Source organism: Desulfonatronovibrio magnus (genome assembly GCF_000934755.1).
Classification (GTDB): Bacteria; Desulfobacterota; Desulfovibrionia; order Desulfovibrionales; family Desulfonatronovibrionaceae; genus Desulfonatronovibrio; species Desulfonatronovibrio magnus.
In genome coordinates, this window is record NZ_JYNP01000059.1 from 15069 (window position 1) to 33789 (window position 18721).

12 protein-coding genes and 1 tRNA gene are annotated in these 18721 nt (G+C 44.2%); 6 read left to right on the forward strand and 7 right to left on the reverse strand.

From position 1 onward, the window contains the following. Positions 1-13: 13 nt before the first annotated feature. Entirely contained in the window at positions 14-364 is a 351-nt protein-coding gene (locus tag LZ23_RS07495; RefSeq protein ID WP_045212964.1) for an ArsR/SmtB family transcription factor, read from the reverse strand. Between the two features lie 1131 nt (positions 365-1495). Between LZ23_RS07495 and LZ23_RS07505 the strand changes: the two genes are divergently transcribed. Then, positions 1496-2389, forward strand: coding sequence for an adenylate/guanylate cyclase domain-containing protein (locus tag LZ23_RS07505; protein WP_198145931.1), 894 nt, complete (start codon positions 1496-1498; stop codon positions 2387-2389). A gap of 31 nt (positions 2390-2420) precedes the next feature. Beyond that, a complete protein-coding gene (locus tag LZ23_RS07510; RefSeq protein WP_045212945.1) occupies positions 2421-4655 on the forward strand; it encodes a sensor histidine kinase in 2235 nt (744 codons plus the stop codon). Positions 4656-4926: 271 nt separating this feature from the next. Here the strand turns inward: LZ23_RS07510 and LZ23_RS22425 are convergent, their stop codons facing one another. Beyond that, complete coding sequence (locus tag LZ23_RS22425; protein ID WP_052507202.1) at positions 4927-5658, reverse strand: zinc dependent phospholipase C family protein; 732 nt, start codon at positions 5656-5658, stop codon at positions 4927-4929. Positions 5659-5980: 322 nt separating this feature from the next. Here LZ23_RS22425 and LZ23_RS07520 point away from each other — a divergent pair, with 322 nt between their 5' ends. Continuing rightward, positions 5981-6463 (forward strand): Spy/CpxP family protein refolding chaperone, encoded by a 483-nt coding sequence (locus LZ23_RS07520; protein WP_084590939.1) that lies wholly within the window; start codon positions 5981-5983, stop codon positions 6461-6463. A gap of 71 nt (positions 6464-6534) precedes the next feature. Here LZ23_RS07520 and LZ23_RS22430 read toward each other — a convergent pair whose 3' ends face one another. Beyond that, entirely contained in the window at positions 6535-8313 is a 1779-nt protein-coding gene (locus LZ23_RS22430; protein ID WP_052507204.1) for a PAS domain-containing sensor histidine kinase, read from the reverse strand. 2 nt (positions 8314-8315) lie between these two features. Then, the gene (locus tag LZ23_RS07530; RefSeq protein ID WP_045212948.1) at positions 8316-8888 is read right to left on the reverse strand and encodes a ferritin-like domain-containing protein; all 573 of its coding nucleotides are present in this window, start codon (positions 8886-8888) and stop codon (positions 8316-8318) included. Between the two features lie 1157 nt (positions 8889-10045). Here LZ23_RS07530 and LZ23_RS07535 point away from each other — a divergent pair. Together LZ23_RS07535 and LZ23_RS07540 are read left to right on the forward strand one after the other, a co-directional pair. After that, on the forward strand, positions 10046-10453 hold the full coding sequence (locus LZ23_RS07535) for a DUF4168 domain-containing protein (protein ID WP_045212950.1): 408 nt from the start codon (positions 10046-10048) through the stop codon (positions 10451-10453). A 71-nt stretch (positions 10454-10524) separates the two neighbouring features. Next, positions 10525-10743 carry a hypothetical protein gene (locus LZ23_RS07540; protein WP_045212952.1) on the forward strand — a complete coding sequence of 73 codons (219 nt, stop codon included), beginning with the start codon at positions 10525-10527 and terminating at the stop codon, positions 10741-10743. A 174-nt stretch (positions 10744-10917) separates the two neighbouring features. On the opposite strand, the gene selD is transcribed toward LZ23_RS07540, so the two are convergent. Beyond that, positions 10918-11967 carry a selenide, water dikinase SelD gene (gene selD / locus LZ23_RS07545; protein WP_084590941.1) on the reverse strand — a complete coding sequence of 350 codons (1050 nt, stop codon included), beginning with the start codon at positions 11965-11967 and terminating at the stop codon, positions 10918-10920. Between the two features lie 409 nt (positions 11968-12376). Further along, positions 12377-14824, reverse strand: coding sequence for an endopeptidase La (lon, locus tag LZ23_RS07550; protein WP_045212955.1), 2448 nt, complete (start codon positions 14822-14824; stop codon positions 12377-12379). An 840-nt stretch (positions 14825-15664) separates the two neighbouring features. Between lon and LZ23_RS22435 the strand changes: the two genes are divergently transcribed. Further along, positions 15665-17854, forward strand: a complete 2190-nt coding sequence (locus LZ23_RS22435; RefSeq protein WP_052507206.1) for a PocR ligand-binding domain-containing protein — start codon at positions 15665-15667, stop codon at positions 17852-17854. 152 nt (positions 17855-18006) lie between these two features. On the opposite strand, the gene LZ23_RS07560 is transcribed toward LZ23_RS22435, so the two are convergent. Next, positions 18007-18083 (reverse strand) — tRNA-Arg (locus tag LZ23_RS07560). Positions 18084-18721: the final 638 nt, after the last annotated feature.

An 18721-nucleotide genomic window follows, 5' to 3' on the forward strand; every position in this document is an offset into this window, starting at 1 on the left:
TGCCTCTAAAATTTTATCTTTTCCTTGAACATAATTCTTCCACCTGAATTGACATAATCTCATTCAAGCGATTCCTGTCCACTTCTACTTCAGAACTTTGCATCAGATCAACATCTAACCATAATTTAAGCTCATGAGGAAACTCACTGGCCAGCCTGTAATACACCCAGCGCCCATCTTTTCTGCTTTCAACCAGGCCTGCATTCTGCAGAACACTGATATGTCTGGAAACCGTGGCCGTGGCCAGGCCGAGCAGTTCTGTAATCTGGCAGACGCATAGTTCCGGGATTCTAAACAAAGCTGCAATTATGCGCAGCCTGTTTCCATCTGCTAACGCCTTGGTCTGTTGTAGTAATGTTTTCATAATTATATATTTGTACAATAAGCTAAATAACTAAAGGATGAGTAACCATGTGAATAATTGATGTCAAGAAAATATTTTACGGAAGCTATTGTTAACCTGTTGATATTTTTTAAAAATTTCTGACGCTCCAGCGGGATCGCTTCCAGCCCGAAGGATAAGGCCCCTATGGATTCCTGCCCGGAGAGGCCGGAGGCTGCTCCCCTGAAGCCTTTTTCTAAAGACTTCAACTTTCTTGGGATACTTGCTGAGATTAACTACCCCTGATTTTCTTAAAAGCTCCTCACCTGGGGGCCCGGGACCGAACCTGTGAGTAACTGTTTTTAAAGTGGAGCCTGCATCCTGCAGGCTATTTAATTCCAGGCGGCTGGAAGCCGCCTCCACCTTGAAGAACAATCCCATATTTGGAAATTGGGACAGTCCCCGCGAGGTACTTTAAAAAAGATTGATGCTACATTGGTTCCTGGAAGAGATTTTCTTTGATGACAAAATTTACACAGCGAGGGACAGTCCCCCTCCGGGCTGTAAGCCTCCGGGCAGGAAGCTGTGCCTGGCGTAAAGCTCTCATCTTTGACGGAATTTTTCAGGCAATTGAGAATCAATCATATGTAAAAATCTTAAAATTGTAACCGTCTGATTTTATTAGTAAAATGTTTGTAGTTACTTGTAAGAAGGGGATAAACTATTACCTGTATTATAATTAATTAAATTGCGGGCGTCATTGACATAAGGTGCTGAATGATCGTTCCATAAAGTAACGACATGTATCTGCATATTGCCTTAAAAATCTGTATAAAAGACTGCCTGACTATAGCTTGGCTGCCGAATATAAGGCTTGATAATTTCTAAGAATTAATTAACACTAATATCTAACTTTCTAAGTTAGTACTTTTGGTGTCAAATAAATATTACTCCTGTTACGAACTATTGATTGTCCTGTATTTTTTTTGCTCTTTGCATGCTGCACGGGGATTGGCTCTTCCGGGATCCGCTTGCATCAAAATGAGACGTTTGAGAGATCGGTTGATGCTCAAGCGGGTCCCGGAGCGTCTTGCCCCCGATTTCCCTGCTTTACTGGAAAAGCTGAAATATAATATTTTCTTTCAGGAATTCCGGATACGTTTTGGAGATACAATGTCGTCCAACAGCCAGCACTTAGCAGTCCTTTTTGCTGATATCACTTCAAGCAGACAAATATTTTCCGTTCTTGGTGATGAACGCGCTCACAAGTTCATTTCTAAATGTCTTGCCATGCTTGCTGATATAACGGTTGCTCACCAGGGCAGAGTTGTCAAAACCATTGGTGATGAAGTTATGTGCGTGTTTCCCAATGCGGATTACAGTATTGAGGCGGCTGTGAAGATGCATCAGTCCATGGCGGCTGTTAATTGCCCCAGAGGACTTAGTTTCAGACCCGGAATCCATATCGGTCTTGAAGCCGGATGGGTGGTCAGCAGCGAAAAAGATGTGTTTGGAGAAACTGTTATACTGGCTTCAAGGCTGGTTGCAAAATCCAAGACAGGGCAGATACTGACATCAGGCTTGACTGTTGAGAAGTTATCACCAGCGCATAAGAGCATGATTAGAAAGATTCAGGTTACCAGCCTGAAGGGATTGAGTCAGGAAGTCAGCATCTATGAGATAATCTGGGAGCATGAAGATCTGACTGTCATGCTGAATCACCCCTTAGACCTGCTGAAAGCACGGCATAAATTCAGACTTGTCCACGCAGGCAAGACCATAATTCTCACCAGTTCCAATCCGGTTATCACCTTGGGCAGGCACAGTTCCTGTGATGTCCGTATGGACGAAATCGTAGTTTCAAGGATTCATGCTAAAATAGAACTTAGAAGCGGCAAGGTGTATCTGAAGGATCAAAGCACCAATGGAACTTTTGTCACTTTTAAGGGTAGTAAGAAAGATTTCGCGCATCAGAATGAACTTGAGCTGTCCGAGGATGGATGTCTGGGACTTGGCCGACAGGCAGATCTTGATTCGCCAGACAGTATTATTTTTTTTACAGATTAAAAACAGCAACCACTAACTGGAGGACATTATTATGACCACTAACCAGGATGATGGCTGGACTGGTTATTATCAGGAGCTCTTGCACAACGCTCCCATTGGAATTTTTACTTCCACGCCCGAGGGAAGATACACAATGGTCAATGCTGCCCTGGCTAAGATGTACGGTTATTCTTCTCCAGAAGAAATGATGTCTGAAGTTACTGACATTTCCAGACAAATATACATCAATCCTTCAGATAGAGAAAAGTTTGTTCAGGATCTGGAAAAGCACGGTGAGGTTAAAAACCATGAATGCTGCCTGCGCCGGGCAGATCAATCTGTTTTTTGTGTTTCGCGCAGTGTTCGAGCTGTTAAAAACAGCGAAGATAAAACTCTTTTTTATCAGGGGTTCGTTGTTGACATTACTGACCAATACCAGGCTAAACAGGATTTTAAGCTGCTCTTCAACGAGATGCTTAATGGTTTTGCTCTGCATGAAATAATTTGTGATGACCAGGGCCGCCCGGAAGATTACCGTTTTCTGGCGGTCAATCCGGCATTTGAAAAAATGACTGGACTTAAAAGGGCTGATATTCTGGGCAGAACTGTGCTTGAAGTGCTGCCTGCTCTTGAGAAATCCTGGATTGAAAGATACGGGAAGGTTGCCTTGACAGGCGAACCGGACTGTTTTGAGAACTACTCAGGTGAGCACGGAAAGTATTTTCGAGTCACTGCATTTAGCCCTGATAAAGGAAGATTTGCCTGTATATTTGAAGACATTACTACAGGCAGGCTGGCCAGACAAGAAGCTCGAGAGGCTCATGAGCGTCTTTTGAAAGTGCTGGATAATATCAGTTTAGTGACGCAAGTTATTGATATGCAGACCCATGAAATCCTTTTTATGAACCAGGAAGCCAAAAGACAATTTGGGGATGTGGTTGGTCGGCAATGCTGGAAGGTACTTCAGGTTGGTCAAAGTGCTCCTTGCTCTTTCTGTACCAACGACAGGCTTTTAGATAATAATGGCATGCCTGCAGGAATTTACCGCTGGGAATTTTTTAACGAAAAGACCGGCAGATGGTATGATTGTCATGATGTAGCCATAAAATGGGTGGATGGTCGATTGGTCAGGCTGGAAAATGCTCTGGACATTACTGATAAGAAACTTGCTGAAAATGAGCTAAGGGAACAAAAGCTTCTGCTGGAAGGAATTCTGGAAAATATTCCAGATATAATGAGTGTAAAACGAACGGACTTAAGTGTTGTCAAGTATAACAGGGCGGGCAAAGAATTTCTAAATATACAGGATTTAGATGTAATAAAAGGTGAAAAATGTTACAAGATAATTGGCAGAGACAGCAGTTGTTCATCATGTGCCACGCTTGAGGCTGTCAGGACAGGCAAGCTCACTGCCATTGAAAAGTATGTGGATGAGCTTGGCAAATATTTTAATTGCCGGGCAAATCCCATAATAGATGAAAACGGCAGGATTGAATATGTTGTGGAGCTCATCAGGGACATAACAGACAGAAAAGAGGTGGAAAAAAGAATCATAAAGATGAATAAGGATCTTGAGATCGCCAACTCGGAAAAGGATAAACTTTTTTCCATCATTGCTCATGACCTGAGATCTCCCATATCAGGCATCTTCAGCTCATCCAGAATAATTGCATCAGACACAGGAAGTCTGTCTCCTGATGAAATAAGGCAGATTGCAAACGAAATGGGCAAGAGCACAGAAAATCTGCTGGCGTTGCTCAATGATCTTTTGCAATGGTCCAGGATGAGCCAGGGCAGTATGGACTATGATCCAGGACCTTGCGACATTCAGGACCTGATTATTGCCAGTCTAAAGACTGTTAAGGATGTTGCCCGGCACAAACATGTGGAAATTAAGTATGATCTGCCGGCTGGTGTGAAGGTTATGGTTGATGAGCCTATGGTCAATTCCATTATCCGCAATCTATTGTTTAATGCTGTAAAGTTCAGCCGACGAGGGTCATGTGTATTCATCAGGGCCATTGAGAACGGAGCCATGATTACGGTTTCAGTAGAGGATAAGGGTATTGGCATGGATGAAGACATTAAGGCCAGGGTTTTCGAGCATGATAAAAAGAAAAGGCAACTTGGTACTGAAGGTGAAAAGAGTACCGGGCTGGGCATGATCCTGTGCAAAGAGTTTCTGGATAAGCATGGCGGTAGCATCTGGCTGGAAAGTGAACCAGGTAAGGGTACAACAGTATACTTTACACTGCCGGTTGCAGATTCTGTAATTTTTTCGGGATGATAGGAACTGACAACATTATGCCCCTTTTTGGCACTTCTATGGGCTTTTTTGCTGGTGGATCGAGACCGAACCTGTGAGTAACTTGAACGTATGAAACCCTGGATTCCGGCTTTCGCCGGAATGACGGTAAATAGTGAAAACTTGGTTTAACCGTCACCCCGGACTTGATCCGGGGTCCAGTTTTTTGAAGTTACTTGCAGGAAGCACTTAGCACGGGGGGAGCAAAGTCAAGTATTGTCGAATGACTGTATTTGCCAGGATTAGAATTTAATCAGGCAAGAATGTTCATCAGTTTTGCAGACAGTTTGCGGCCCTTTTTGATATTTGGGTCGTGGCGGATATATTTGCTTTTTTCTTTGTTGTTGATGACATCAATGGCTCTTATAACAGACATTTTATGGTAGCCCTCAAAGTCTTCCTTGTAAAAATTGGTCCATCTCTTGGAATTAAGAGCTGACATTTTGATGCCCATTTTATACATACGCTGAAAACTTTTTGATCTGCAATCTTCCTGATCAATGACTGAATTGGTCAGTTCATCATTTGACCTGAGTCTTTCCTTATCCAGCCCGGAAACGGTTTTTCTGCAATTTTTAGCCAACAGGCTGTCTGATTCTATTTCTATCCAGACATGGCCAAGCTTGCTTTTGGAGCCAAGGTCCATCTGTCCGTGGGCAACAGTATCTGCAGCAAGATGGGTCAGGAAACCATAAGCAAAGGCTGCGTCCGAGCGTTTTTGTGCGCAGCTTAGAAGAAGAAATCCTGTTTCCCAGTCGTGTGGGTTTTTGTGCCCTCGCTTGCCTAAATAGTTGTCGACTACTATTGATCCATATATAAAATTAGTGGCATAGGCTGTAAGCAGTGTATAAACTGAAGCCGACAGAAGACTGGCAGCTCTTAGCACTTCGTGCGCAAAATGTGTGTGGGTCATGGGGCCCCATGCATATGAGACATCAACCTGGGCAAAGAAAACTAATGTCAGCAAAAGAAAGATTTTTTTCATAATTAAGTAATCCTGTCTTAAAGAGAATTAATCAGTAGGGGATAACTTATACAACAAAATTGAGGCAAGTCAATCAAGATTTTAATAAACATAGCGTGATTTATTTCTGATGTTCAGGGCTAAAAAAATCAGCATTTTACAGCCTTTCCCTTATTCTGCACATCTCTATTGCACAAGTGTGCGAGAATTTGCACAAGCTGTAGTTGCATTCGGCTGCACATAGTTTGTAAGAAACTGAAATTGTTCAATAAAGTAAGTTGGCACAGCGCATGCTTATATGTCATCAACCATATAAACACTTTTAAATTTTCGGAGGAAAAAAATGACAAGACACATGATCACAACAATTACAATGGCAGCGCTGGCCCTTTTGTTAATTTCATCTGCAGCCATGGCCAGAGGAGGTCCTGGTGCTGAACGCGGAGATCAAAACAGACAGTGGCACCAGGAGTGCCCTGTTCTTGCCAACCTTGATCAGGAACAGCGTGACAGCCTTGTTGCAGCATTGCAGGAACATAGAAATAACATGTATCCCAAAAGGCAGCAGATGATAGCAAGGCAGGCAGAACTGAATGCCCTCCTGGCTACTCCTGAAGCAAGTGCATCAGATATTGAAAAGATCAAAAGCCAGATTCTAACATTGAATCAGGATATCATGGCTGCCAAGCTGAACCATAGAATAGACATGAGCCAGGAGTATGGTCTGAAGACAGGCAAAAGAGCCGGGTCTGGATTTCATAAGGGCGGCGTATCAGGCTCACCTCAAGGAAGGCGTACTGGTGAGTGCCCAAGGTTAGGCAGATAAAATCAAAAAAACTTTTAAAGCAATATTGTAACAAGCATGAGGCCTGCTTCCAGCAGGCCTCAGCAACTTTTTTAGCCAGTAGTTTCAGTTTTTTCAGCATTAGTGGGCAGAGTCACGATTACATGAGTTCCATGTTCTTCAGAAGTTGTAAAGGTTATATCACCTCCATGACTTCTGGCAATGAGCCTTGCGCTGAAGGTGCCGAGTCCTGTTCCATGAGCTTTACCGGCAGTGGCATAACGATCAAAAAAACGATTGCGTACTGCTGACGGTATTGCTCCATCATTGTGCAAATCAATTATGGTGTTGTTCTGATCCTGGTTAATGTTGACAGTGACCATGCTGTTTTCAGGGGCAGCTTCTAAGGCATTGGTGAGCAGGTTGGCAAGCATGGAATGAATATGTCTTTTTTCCAGATAGACCGATAATTTATTGTCATCACTTATTTCCCGATCGTAAAGGATAATTTGCAGCTTAATCAGTTTGCCGTTCTGCAGGGGCTGTGTATCGCTATCCAGGACTTTTAACACTGACAAAAGATCAAACTCTTCCGGCTTGAGTATGTAGGTACCTTCTTCCATTTTAAAAATATCAAGAGAATGATTGATCATATTAAGCATTCTGCGACCAGATTCATGGATATGCCCGAGAAATTCCTTTTGTTCGTCATTCAGCTCATCATCTAACAGTATCTCCGACAGCCCAAGTATGCCGTTCAAGGGGGTTTTCAGATCATGACGAACTATACGTTCGACATCATCCCGAAGTTTTTCAACTCTCTTTTTTTCTGAAATATCCCTTTCAATATGAATCATCTGAACAGGCTGACCATTTTCATCAAAAACAGGCCAGGCAGACACCTCTACAAAATATTCGTCTCCATCCTTTGACTTATGAATATGCTCTGCCACGCAGGGCTGATTGTTTTTGAAATATTCCTGCACAGGACAGGTGTGCTGCACTCCCTGACATGGTTCGTCAGTACCATGGGTTATCTGATAACATGTTTTGCCCAGAACATCTTCAAGGCTGGTATTGTTGGATGAAAGAAAGGTCTGGTTGGCATTGAGGATAGTCATATCCCTGGCATCAATTAGAGCAACGGAATCAGGGAGTCCATCGAGGATGGTCTGGCTGAGCATTTGAGATCTTTTCAGCTCAACAGTTCTTTGTTCTACCAGTTGTTCTAAGTGATTTTTGTAGTTTTCAAGTTCCTGATGATACTCTGAAAGTTCCTGGTCTCGCTGGCGCAGGGCAGTTGACAGCAAACCTACTTCGTCCTGTCTGTAGATGCCGGGATATTGGGGCATTTCCTCGCAACTGCTGTTTTTGATGCATTCAGTAAGCTCAGAAAGATCAAAAAGGTATTTGTGGCTTATTTTCCAGACGATGAAAATGAATGCGGGAACAATTATGAGCAGTAAAATGCCTCCGATGTAAAGAATATACATCATGCCGGCTTTAAGAGGATCCTGGGAAAATGATACAATTATCTGTCCCTGTACCGCAGGGCCTGAGCCTATATCCTCAGACAGCTGCATTTCAGACAGTTCACCGCTTTCCATGAGCAGATTGTCATTTTGATCATAAATAGCCACACCGGTTATGCCCTCATAATCCTGGATGGCCTGGATCTGATCTCTTAGCTCAAGGTAGTTTATCTGCATTACAGGCTGGATCAATGATATGGAAGCCAGCCTCATATGAGACTGGATATTGTTCTGAAAGTTAGTTTCAAGGTATTTATAGCCCAGCCACAGGCTCAAGATTGCGCCAAGCATGGCAAGGACGCAGGCGAATAAGGCTATCCATAATGCCAGTTTGGTTCTGAGAGAATTAAATAAGTTCATGATTACTGCTGAATTTCTTTGAGCATGCCTTCAAAAATTTCCTTATGACTTTGTTCGGAGCGAACAATATTTTCAAGATTGTTGCGCAGGTCATCGTCCATATCAAAATCCAGTATTCTGGAGTAAAGATTAACAGCTCCCTGTTCAGCAGCAATGTCCTGAATCAAGACCCTGGAAGGAGTGTCGCCAGTCTGAGGGGGCCAGACAGCAAGGGTTGGTTCTGCCCCAGACTTTTTTAAAGCATTAGAGAGGATTACAGCATGCTCGACTTCATCAGCAATAATGGCTTTAATGGCAGTAGCATGGTTGCTGTCCAGCCAGTATGAGAGCAGGCCGGCATGATTTGCATACTGCACGAATGCACCGTGTTCATGTTGCAGGGCCAGATTGAGCAGTTCGGTAAGCTCACGGGAATACTTTGATTCTGGTGAAGCTGCCCAAACAATTTTGGCGCCGGTCAGCAGCAGTCCGGCAGCGCACGCACCGGATTTAAGAAGGGTCCTTCTGGAAATGAAATCATGGTTTCCAAGGGATTGGCCGATGGGGACGTGTGGAAGTGAATTATTATTGGGCATGGGCTTTTCTCCTGATAATTGTTTCAATTGGGAGGGTTTAGTGTTTATGGTAAAAAGCACCATTCCTGAAGTCTGTAAAGGAGGAATACAGCTTAGAAATGGAGCGTATTGGCTGTCAGAAAAATTTATTTAAACTGTATTAAGATAATCACTACCTGTAGTCATGAATTGACGCAAGCCTAATTGAGAAAAATATCTTTTTCATTCTAAATTGGTATGATATTATGGTTGGGATATAGTTGCAAGAGAAAAAAAACAAGTTGAAACTTTATCGGCTATTCAGATATGCGGTAGTTTCTTTAAATTGAACCAGCCGGACGTGGCTGGGACCGAACATTTTGAAAGTCAAAAACTCTCTACACGGGCGGCCCGGGACCGAACGTGTGGGTAACTGTCTTAAAAGTGGAGCCTGCATCCTGCAGGCTATTTAATTCCAGGCGGCTGGAAGCCGCCTCCACCTTGAAGAACAGTCCCATATTTGGAAATTGGGACAGTCCCCGCGAGGTACTATAAAAAAGTTTGATGCTGCATTGGTCCCTGGAAGAAATTGGCTTCAATGAAAAAATTTACACAGCGAGGGACAGTCCCTGTGCCAGGCGCAAAGCTCTCATCTTTGACGGAACTTTTCTGGTAATTGAGAATCAATCATATGTAAAAATCTTAAAATTATGAAAACTATAACCGTCTGATTTTGTTTATAATTTGGTTTTAGTTACTTAGAAGTTAATTATTGAAGAACAAAAGCCTGAATTCACTGCCTTACCCTGATAACAATTAACAATTAACAATTAACAAATAACAAATAACAGATAACAGATAACAGATACCTGGGTTGCGGGAACAGGCCGCATTAGTGTAATGTTCTTCAATAAAAAGGTGTTTGGCACAGAATATATGGCGCATGTGTTATATTGACTCATGTGTTTGTGCCAAGACATGGATTCTGCGATGAGTGGAGAAGCACCTGGATATGGTTGCTGTCAGCAGGATAAGAGGGTTTCAAACGGGATGGAAAATTTTTGGCACAGCCTATGCTATGTTAAATTTCAGGTTTGTTGATTGAAGAGTTTAGCGCAATTTGCAGAATTACATGATATTGAATTGATGGCTGCAGTGCTGATCTCAAATTTTTAATTAATTTTATTCAGGAGGTTTTAATGACTTTTCCAGGAAAGATCACAATTTTGGCCATTTCTTTTATCGCAGCATTGTTCCTTACCGCTGGCTATGTAAGTGCTCAGGAGTACCAGCAGGAAGGTTACCAGCAGGAAGGAATGATGCAGCAGCCAGGAGCTCAGATCAATGTCAGTGAGGCAGATCTTGACAAGGCAGCTGGTGCTTATGTGGAGATAACTGAAATAAGAGAGAATTTTCAGGAATCATTAGCTGGAATCACTGACCCTGAACAGGCCCAGGAGCTTCAGGAGCAGGCAGGTGAAGCCATGGTGGAAGCTGTTCAAAATAATGGCCTTGACGTGCAGCAGTACAACGAAATTATGGAAGCAGCTCAAGCGGATGAAGAACTAAGAAACAAGCTTCTCGGCAAACTGGAAGCTATGCAATAGTCTTAGCTGAATAAAGACTTTTTCAACAGGTTTAAAATATATATCAGTCGCGTGAAAGGAGGTAATAGCGTATGACAATAAAGCATATTATTATTACATTATTTGCAATCATAGCACTGAGCTTGAGTGTGGCCTGCGATCCTCCTCAGGAAGGAGATCAACAGGTACCACCAGCACCTCCAGGCGAGATGCCTGGTGAGGCTCCAGATGGATACCAGCAGCCAGGCGTTCCAGGAGGGCAAGACGGCTACGGCCAGCCTGATCCTCCACAGCAGCCTGAAGGCTATTAACATATAAACCATTCATGACTTCCTCCTCCAAAGGCAAGTGGTTCGACACAAGAAAGCCCCCTGATACAGGGGGCTTTTTTTGTGTTCATGTTCTCTATTGGTGAGCAATTACAAGCTTACATAGATTTTAAGTGCCTGCATAGAAGAGCCAGTCTCCATGCCACTTTCAAGGGCTTAGACTATTAGAATTTTTTCACCTGGATCGGCAAGGACCTGACCAATTATTGCAGAAGTAGTGACTTTGTTTTTGATTAAATTGTCCAGTAGTTTATGTGCATAAGCAGAGGGGCAGCAGATGAGCAAACCTCCTGAGGTCTGAGGATCATAAAGAAGATCCCGCGAGACAGGGGGGATGGCATTATCGAACCTGACCCTGCACTGGGCGAATTCTTTGTTTTTATAAGCTCCAGCAGGGATCATACCCATGGCTCCAAATTCAAGGGCGTCAGGCAGGGTCGGAATGTCTTTAAATGTGAGGCGGATGCTTTTTCCAGAACCATCTACCATTTCACCAAGATGTCCCAGCAGGCCGAAGCCAGTGATGTCAGTGCATGCACTGACCGGAAATGGCTCCATAACATGAGCGGCGACTTTATTGAGTTCAGCCATAAGGCGGGTTGTCTGGTCAATGAGCTTTTCTGAAGCAAGGCCGGCTTTTATGGCAGTATTTATGATTCCTGTGCCGAGAGGCTTGGTCAATATGAGAAGGTCGCCTTCATTTATGGCTTTTTTGGTCAGCACCTTAGAGGGATGAATAAATCCGGTGACTGAAAGACCATATTTCAGTTCCTTATCCTCCACACTGTGCCCGCCTACCAGTACCACGCCGGCTTCTTTCATTTTGTCCAGCCCGCCCAGCAAAATAGCGCGTAATATTTCCATATCAAGGTCCTTGACAGGAAATCCAACAAGATTCATGGCTGTTCTGGGTGTCCCGCCCATGGCGTATACATCGCTTAGAGCATTGGCTGCAGCAATCTGTCCAAACCAGTATGGATCATCTACTATGGGCGTAAAAAAATCCACGGTCTGAATCAGGGCCAGGTCATCAGAAACCTTATAAACTGCCGCGTCATCAGCTTTTTCCAAGCCTACTATGAGGTTGTCATCTACAGGGAAATCAATCCCTTTCAAGGCTTTTTCCAGGTCCCCTGGAGGCAGCTTGGATGCTCAGCCGGCTCCTGTGACGCTTTCTGTAAGTCGTTTAGTTTGTTTTTTTGTCATTAACAACGCATTTTAAACTATCAATTATTAGCTGTCCAATAGGTTCTATCAATAAACAGAGGTTAAATGTATTACTCTCATCGATAATAATCTCCTCACCCGGGCGGCCCGGGATCGAACCTGTGAGTAACTTATACCCCTCGTTCCCAGGCTGGAGCCTGGGAACAAGAAAAAGACTGGATTCCGGCCTTCGCCGGAATGACGGCAAAAAGTAATAATTTGCTTTAACCGTCACCCCGGACTTGATCCGGGGTCCAGTTGTTTTTAACCTTGAAAGAGCAATAACCCCCTGGAACCTTATTCTTCAGCCTTCAGCCTTCAGCCTTCAGCCTGAAAAGTACGGTTATCGCCCCTACTTAACGATTCTTGTTTAAATTGAGTTGTGGGCACAGCCCGCATCAGTAATAGTTTATTGAGCGGGCTGGCGGTACTCTTCCTTAATGAGCTTGGCAGATACCGGCAGGCAGTTTTCCCTGCCGCAGAACAGTTCTTCGGGTGTTGTTCCGAGAAGAGCCTGAGACAGCACTTCATCCATATGTTTAACAGGTATTACTTCAAGGCCTTTGAGTACATTTTCCGGCACTTCTTCAAGATCCTTTTCATTGCCTTCTGGAATAAGTACCTTGGTTACAGAAGCTCTTCGGGCAGCGAGCAGTTTTTCCCGAAGTCCGCCAATAGGCAGAATTCTGCCTCTGAGAGTTATTTCTCCGGTCATGGCTACATCATTTTGCACTGGGAGATTGAGCAGGGCGGAAATCAGACTGGTTGCCAGGGTTACGCCGGCTGAAGGCCCGTCTTTGGGAGTGGCTCCTTCCGGCACATGAACATGAATGTCAATTTCCTTGTAAAAATCAGGCTTAAGGCCGAATATTTCAGATCTTGACCGGATATAACTAAGGGCAGCCTTTGCGCTTTCCTGCATGACGTCACCAAGTTTTCCAGTGATCTCAATTTTGCCGGTACCAGGCATAAGAGCTACTTCCACGAGCAAAATTTCTCCTCCAACCTGTGTCCAGGCCAGGCCGTTGGTAACTCCAACATGCGGAGTCTCTTCACGTTCACTGTGTCTGATTTTGGGAACGCCGAGGTAAGAAGGGATACTGGTTTTACTGATCTGCACCCTTTTGTTCAGGTCTTCTTTCTGTTCCACCAGCTTTTTGGCTACCTTGCGACAGATGGAGGCGATTTCTCGTTCCAGATTTCTTACACCTGCTTCTCTTGTGTATTGTCTTATAATTTCCGAGATGGAACCCTCGGAAAAGGATACATTTTCAGACTTAAGTCCGTGGAATTCGAGTTGCTTGGGGCAAAGATAGTTCTTGGCAATTTTGGTTTTTTCAGTTTCAAGATAGCCGGGCAGCTTGATAATTTCCATTCTGTCCTGCAATGGCAGTGGAATGGTATGCAGGTAGTTGGCTGTTGTAATAAAAAAGATATTGGAAAGATCATAATCAAGATCCAGATAATGATCGTTAAAAGAGTAGTTTTGTTCTGGATCAAGCACTTCCAGCAAGGCTGATGAAGGATCTCCCCTGAAATCAGTGCTCATTTTATCCACCTCATCAAGACAGAAAACCGGATTGTTGGTTTCCACCCTTTTCAGGCTCTGAATGATTTTACCGGGCATGGCACCTACATAAGTTCTGCGATGACCCCGTATTTCGGCCTCATCGCGGACACCGCCCAGAGAGAGTCGAATGAACTCCCGGCCTGTAGCCCTTGCTACTGATTTGGCCAGAGAGGTTTTTCCAACACCGGGAGGGCCCACCAGGCATAAAATAGGGCCGCGCATTTTTTCCACCAGGCTTTGTACTGCAAGATATTCAAGTATGCGCTCTTTTGGTTTTTCCAGACCATAATGGTCCTTATCCAGGATATCCGTGGCTTCAGCAATATCAATTTCTGTTTCTTTGAGCTCATCCCACGGTAGTGATAAAATCCAGTCAATATAGTTGATCAGTACACTGTATTCTCCTGCGTTGGGAGGCATGGTTCTAAGTTTTTTTAGCTCTTCCATGGCCTTTTCCCGGGCCTGATCAGACATGGCTTTTTCTTGAACTCTCTGCTGCAGATGGTCAAGTTCCGCCTTGGGATCATGGTCACGACCCATTTCCTTGTGGATGGCCTTGAGCTGTTCAGTCAGGTAGTAGTCACGCTGATTCTTTTCCATCTGCTTTTTAACTCTGGATTTAATTTTCTTTTCCAGAGAAAAGACTTCTATTTCACCCTGGAGGTGGGCATAAGCCATTTGCAGGCGCTTGAAGGGATCAAGCTGTTCCAGAACCGCCTGTTTGTCCTGAAAATCCACCTTGAGATGGGGCATTACAGCATCTGCTATGGATCCTGGCTGATTCAAGTTCAAAATGGACAGGATGGTTTCTTTTGCTATGCGGTTATTAATTTTGCCATATTCATCCAGGGCCTGATGCACAGCGCGGATCAGAGCTTCCGACTCCGGTTTGATGGATTCCTTTTCAGTGATGGTCTGGGTGAAGACCACAGGAACCTCTTTGCTGAAGTCTATTGCTCCAGGCTCTACTACAGCCCTTTGCAAACCTTCAAAAAGAACCTTGATGGTTCCGTCAGGAAGGCGAAACATCTGCAGAATTCTGGCTACACATCCAAAGTTATAAATATTATCTGCTGATGGTTTTTCCTGTTTAGGCTCACTTTGAGCAACAAGGAATATTTTTTTGTTGAATTTATTAAGGGCGACCTCAATGGCCTTGATGGATGCATCCCTGCCGACCAGCAATGGGATGATTGCTTTTGGGAACATAACTACATCACGCAGTGTCATGAGGGGAAGTTCCTCTCCCTGAGAAATGAAATTTCTGAGAAATCCTTTTTTTATCATAAATTGCCTCTGTTTGGGTTGTAAGTGCAAGTTCAGCTGCAGGCATGCTGAACTTATACGTTTTTGAATTTGTTAAAGACTGCCATTATGAGCATTGTCTTGTAGGGTCTAACACTAACCATCTTCAGCCTGCTTGGCAACACTTTATGATTTTATAATCATAACGCTTTAATAACTGACTCCTGAAACCCTGTCATAAAAACAAGTAAATTTGTAATAGTTTAGCCATTTGCATGTGGCACGGCTTCCTGCCCGGAGGCATACAGCCCGGAGGGGGACTTCACTTCCGAGACCCACTTGTCTCAAAAGTGAGACGTATAACACATCGGTTGATCCTCAAATGGGGCCTGGAGTGCCTGTCCCCTGCCCTTTTTAAAAAAGGTCCAAACTGTTACGAAATATTTTAACCTTGACAAGACCAATAAGGTCCAAAATCAGAATTCTTCAGCCATCAGCCATCAGCCATCAGCCATCAGCCATCAGCCATCAGCCATCAGCCATCAGTCATCAGCCATCAGCCTGAAAAGTCAAGTTGCCCCCAAGCTTAACAATCCTTGCGTAAGTTGAGTAGTGAGCACAGCCCGCATTGGAAGTTTCCTGTTTACTTCAGGAATGAATTATGGGAAAAAAATAACAAGGAAATGATCTGAGCCTCGAATCATGGATCAGGAGACAGTAGTCAGGGGCTGTTACTTGCAAGTGCGCCTTTTGGCTGTTGATTACTGACTTCTCTATGTTGGTTGTTCCCATTCCCAGGTGTTCAGTCTGGGTATTTGATGCACTATTTTTATTAGAAAGGCTTTCAGCAGCAAGTTGTTCAAAACATTTACGGAGATTTTCATGTCATCAGCAAATCATTCCTCTGCATTTAACAGCAAAGAAATAACAGACAATGGTGATCTGAGCGAGGATTTCAGCCGGGACACTCTTGATTTGGCAAGCCTTATCAATTCTGATGACATTCAGAAGCTTATGGATGATTTTTACCGATTGACCGGTATTGGCGGAGCCCTGTTAGATCTTAAGGGAGACGTAATTGCTTCAGTTGGCTGGCAGGACATCTGCATGAAATTTCACCGCGTCCATCCAGAGACTGCCCGTAACTGCATGGATAGTGATCTGGCTTTGACCAGAGACATACAGCCCGGAAGCATGAAGATCTATCGTTGCAAAAACAATATGATTGATGTGGCCATGCCTGTCATGGTTGGGAATAAACATGCAGGAAATCTTTTTTCAGGGCAGTTTTTTTTTGAAGACCAGCCCCCAGATTACAAAGTATTTCAGGAACAGGCCGGGCGTTTTGGATTTGATGAGGAAAGTTATATGGCTGCCTTAAAAAAGGTGAAGCTCTGGAACAGGGAAACCATTGAAACTGCCATGCGTTTTTATTCTCACCTGGCCGGGATTATTTCATCTGTAGGCTATTCCAATATCAAACTTTCCAAATCACTTGATGAACAAAAGAAACTGGTTGCCAGCCTTGCTGCAAGTGAGGAAAGGTTTGCCCGAGCCATGGAGGTTACCCAGGATGGCCTCTGGGACTGGGATATATCCACTGATACAGTATATTACAGTCCGGGCTATGCATCCATGCTGGGGTACGATACTACAGAAGTTCCAGCTCATGTTAATTCATGGCTGGAGCTCATTCATCCGGACGATAAAGATGATGCCCTCAGGGCCAATTTGGACTGCATAGAGAACAGGTGTGAGTCATTTGCTGTGGAGTTTAGAATGCAGGCCAAAGATGGCCATTGGGTGTGGGTCCAGGGGCGTGGCAAGGCGTTTGGCAGAGACGCGACAGGGCGTGCTCTGCGTATGGTGGGTACTCACACAGACATTACAGAGCGTAAAAATGCTGAAGAGATGCAGCATAAAATGCAGGTCCAGCTTTCTCAGGCTCAGAAAATGGAGTCTGTGGGAATGCTGGCAGGCGGGATTGCGCATGATTTTAATAACCTGCTTCATGCCATGAGCGGTAATGTTCAGCTGATTGGCCGGAATATATCTGCTGAACACCCTGACAGCAAAAGAATCCAGTCAATAAATAAATCCATTGATCGGGCAGCACAGCTGGTGAGCAAGCTTTTATTTTTCAGTCGCAAGGCTGAAACGCACAGAAAAAAGCTGGATTTGAACCGAGAAATCAAGGATGCAACTGCAATACTTAGTCGGACTATCCCTAAAATGATCAGAATTGATCTTAAACTGAGCAACGATGCCCTGCCTGTCTACGCCGATCCGGTACAGGTCGAACAGGTTATTCTTAATCTTGGTACCAATGCAGCAGATGCTATGCCGCAGGGTGGATTGATGCTTGTGGAAACCCGCAGGGTAAGCTTAGAAGAGGATAAGTATCTCGGTATGCCTCAGGGTGAGTATACAGTATTATGTGTGTCAGACACAGGTACTGGAATGGACAAGGAAGTGATGGAGCAGATCTATGATCCTTTTTTTACCACCAAGGAAGTGGGCAGAGGGACAGGTCTCGGACTGGCATCTGTTTATGGAGCTGTCAAGGCGCATAACGGCCATATTACATGTTATTCAGAACCTGGCCAGGGCACGGTATTCACTATTTACTGGCCGATATTTTCAGGCAAGGGATGTGCTGAAAAAAACATTGAAGCAGAAAGTGAGCCAGTCTCAGGCAGTGAAACCATCCTTATAGTGGATGATGAGCAGGAAATACGGGAGGTTACCAAAGAGATTCTTGAGTCTTGGGGCTATCAGGTTTTGAGTGCGGACTCAGGCGAGAAAGCCCTGCAAATCTACAATCAACAACGAGAAGATATTGATCTAATCATTCTGGATCTTAACATGCCGGGTATGGGCGGGTCACAATGTCTACAGGCACTTTTGGAATATGATTCCAAGGTACGCGTTCTTATTTCCAGCGGTTACTCCGTCAATGGTCAGGCTGCAAAATCCCTTGACTCCGGCGCTTCAGGGTTCATTGGCAAGCCTTACCAGTTAAAGGAACTGATGCTCAAAATCAGGGAGGTTCTTGATTCACAAAATAAATGATGACCCAACCACAGGCTCAACCAGACGCCGGACTTGGGATCGTCCTGCTCGATGTAGTCGAAAATATTGGTTCGGTCTTCAGCAGCCAACCAGGACCACTCGAATTTTATATTGCATATTTTTATCCAGTAGGACTTGACTGGGGATTTTTGTGGCGCGCCTGGGAGGATTCGAACCCCCGGCCAAGAGCTTAGAAGGCTCCTGCTCTATCCGACTGAGCTACAGGCGCTTGTAAGGGATGGTAATCGTCGAATTAATGTTTCTTGCGATAAACTATAAATATTACTTACCTGTAAAGTATTGGTCAAGAAAAATATTGAGATGATTGTTTTTTTATAAGCTCCACACCCTGGCGGCTTGGGATTGAACCTGTGAGTAACTCATGCCCCTCGTTCCCAGGCTCCAGCCTGGGAACAAGAAAAAGACTTGATTCCGGCTTTCGCCGGAATGACGGTAGAGAGTAAAAACTTGCTTTAACCGTCACCCCGGACTTGATCCGGGGTCCAGTCTTTAAATTACTTAGAAGCTTGTGAGTAACTGTCTTTAAAGTGGAGCCTGCATCCTGCATCCTGCAGGCTATTGAATTCCAGGCGGCTGGAAGCCGCCTCCACCTTGAAGAACAGTCCCATATTTGGAAATTGGGACAGTCCCCGCGAGGTGCTATAAAAAAGATTGATACTGCATTGGTTCCTGGAAGTAATTTGCTTCAATGGAAAAATTTACACAGCGAGGGACAGTCCCTGTGCCAGGCGCAAAGTTCCCATCTTTGACGGAACTTTTCAGGCAAATGTGCATCAATCATAAGCAAAAATCGTAAAAACATGAAAATTGTAACCGTCTGATTTTATTAGCAAAACGATTGTAGTT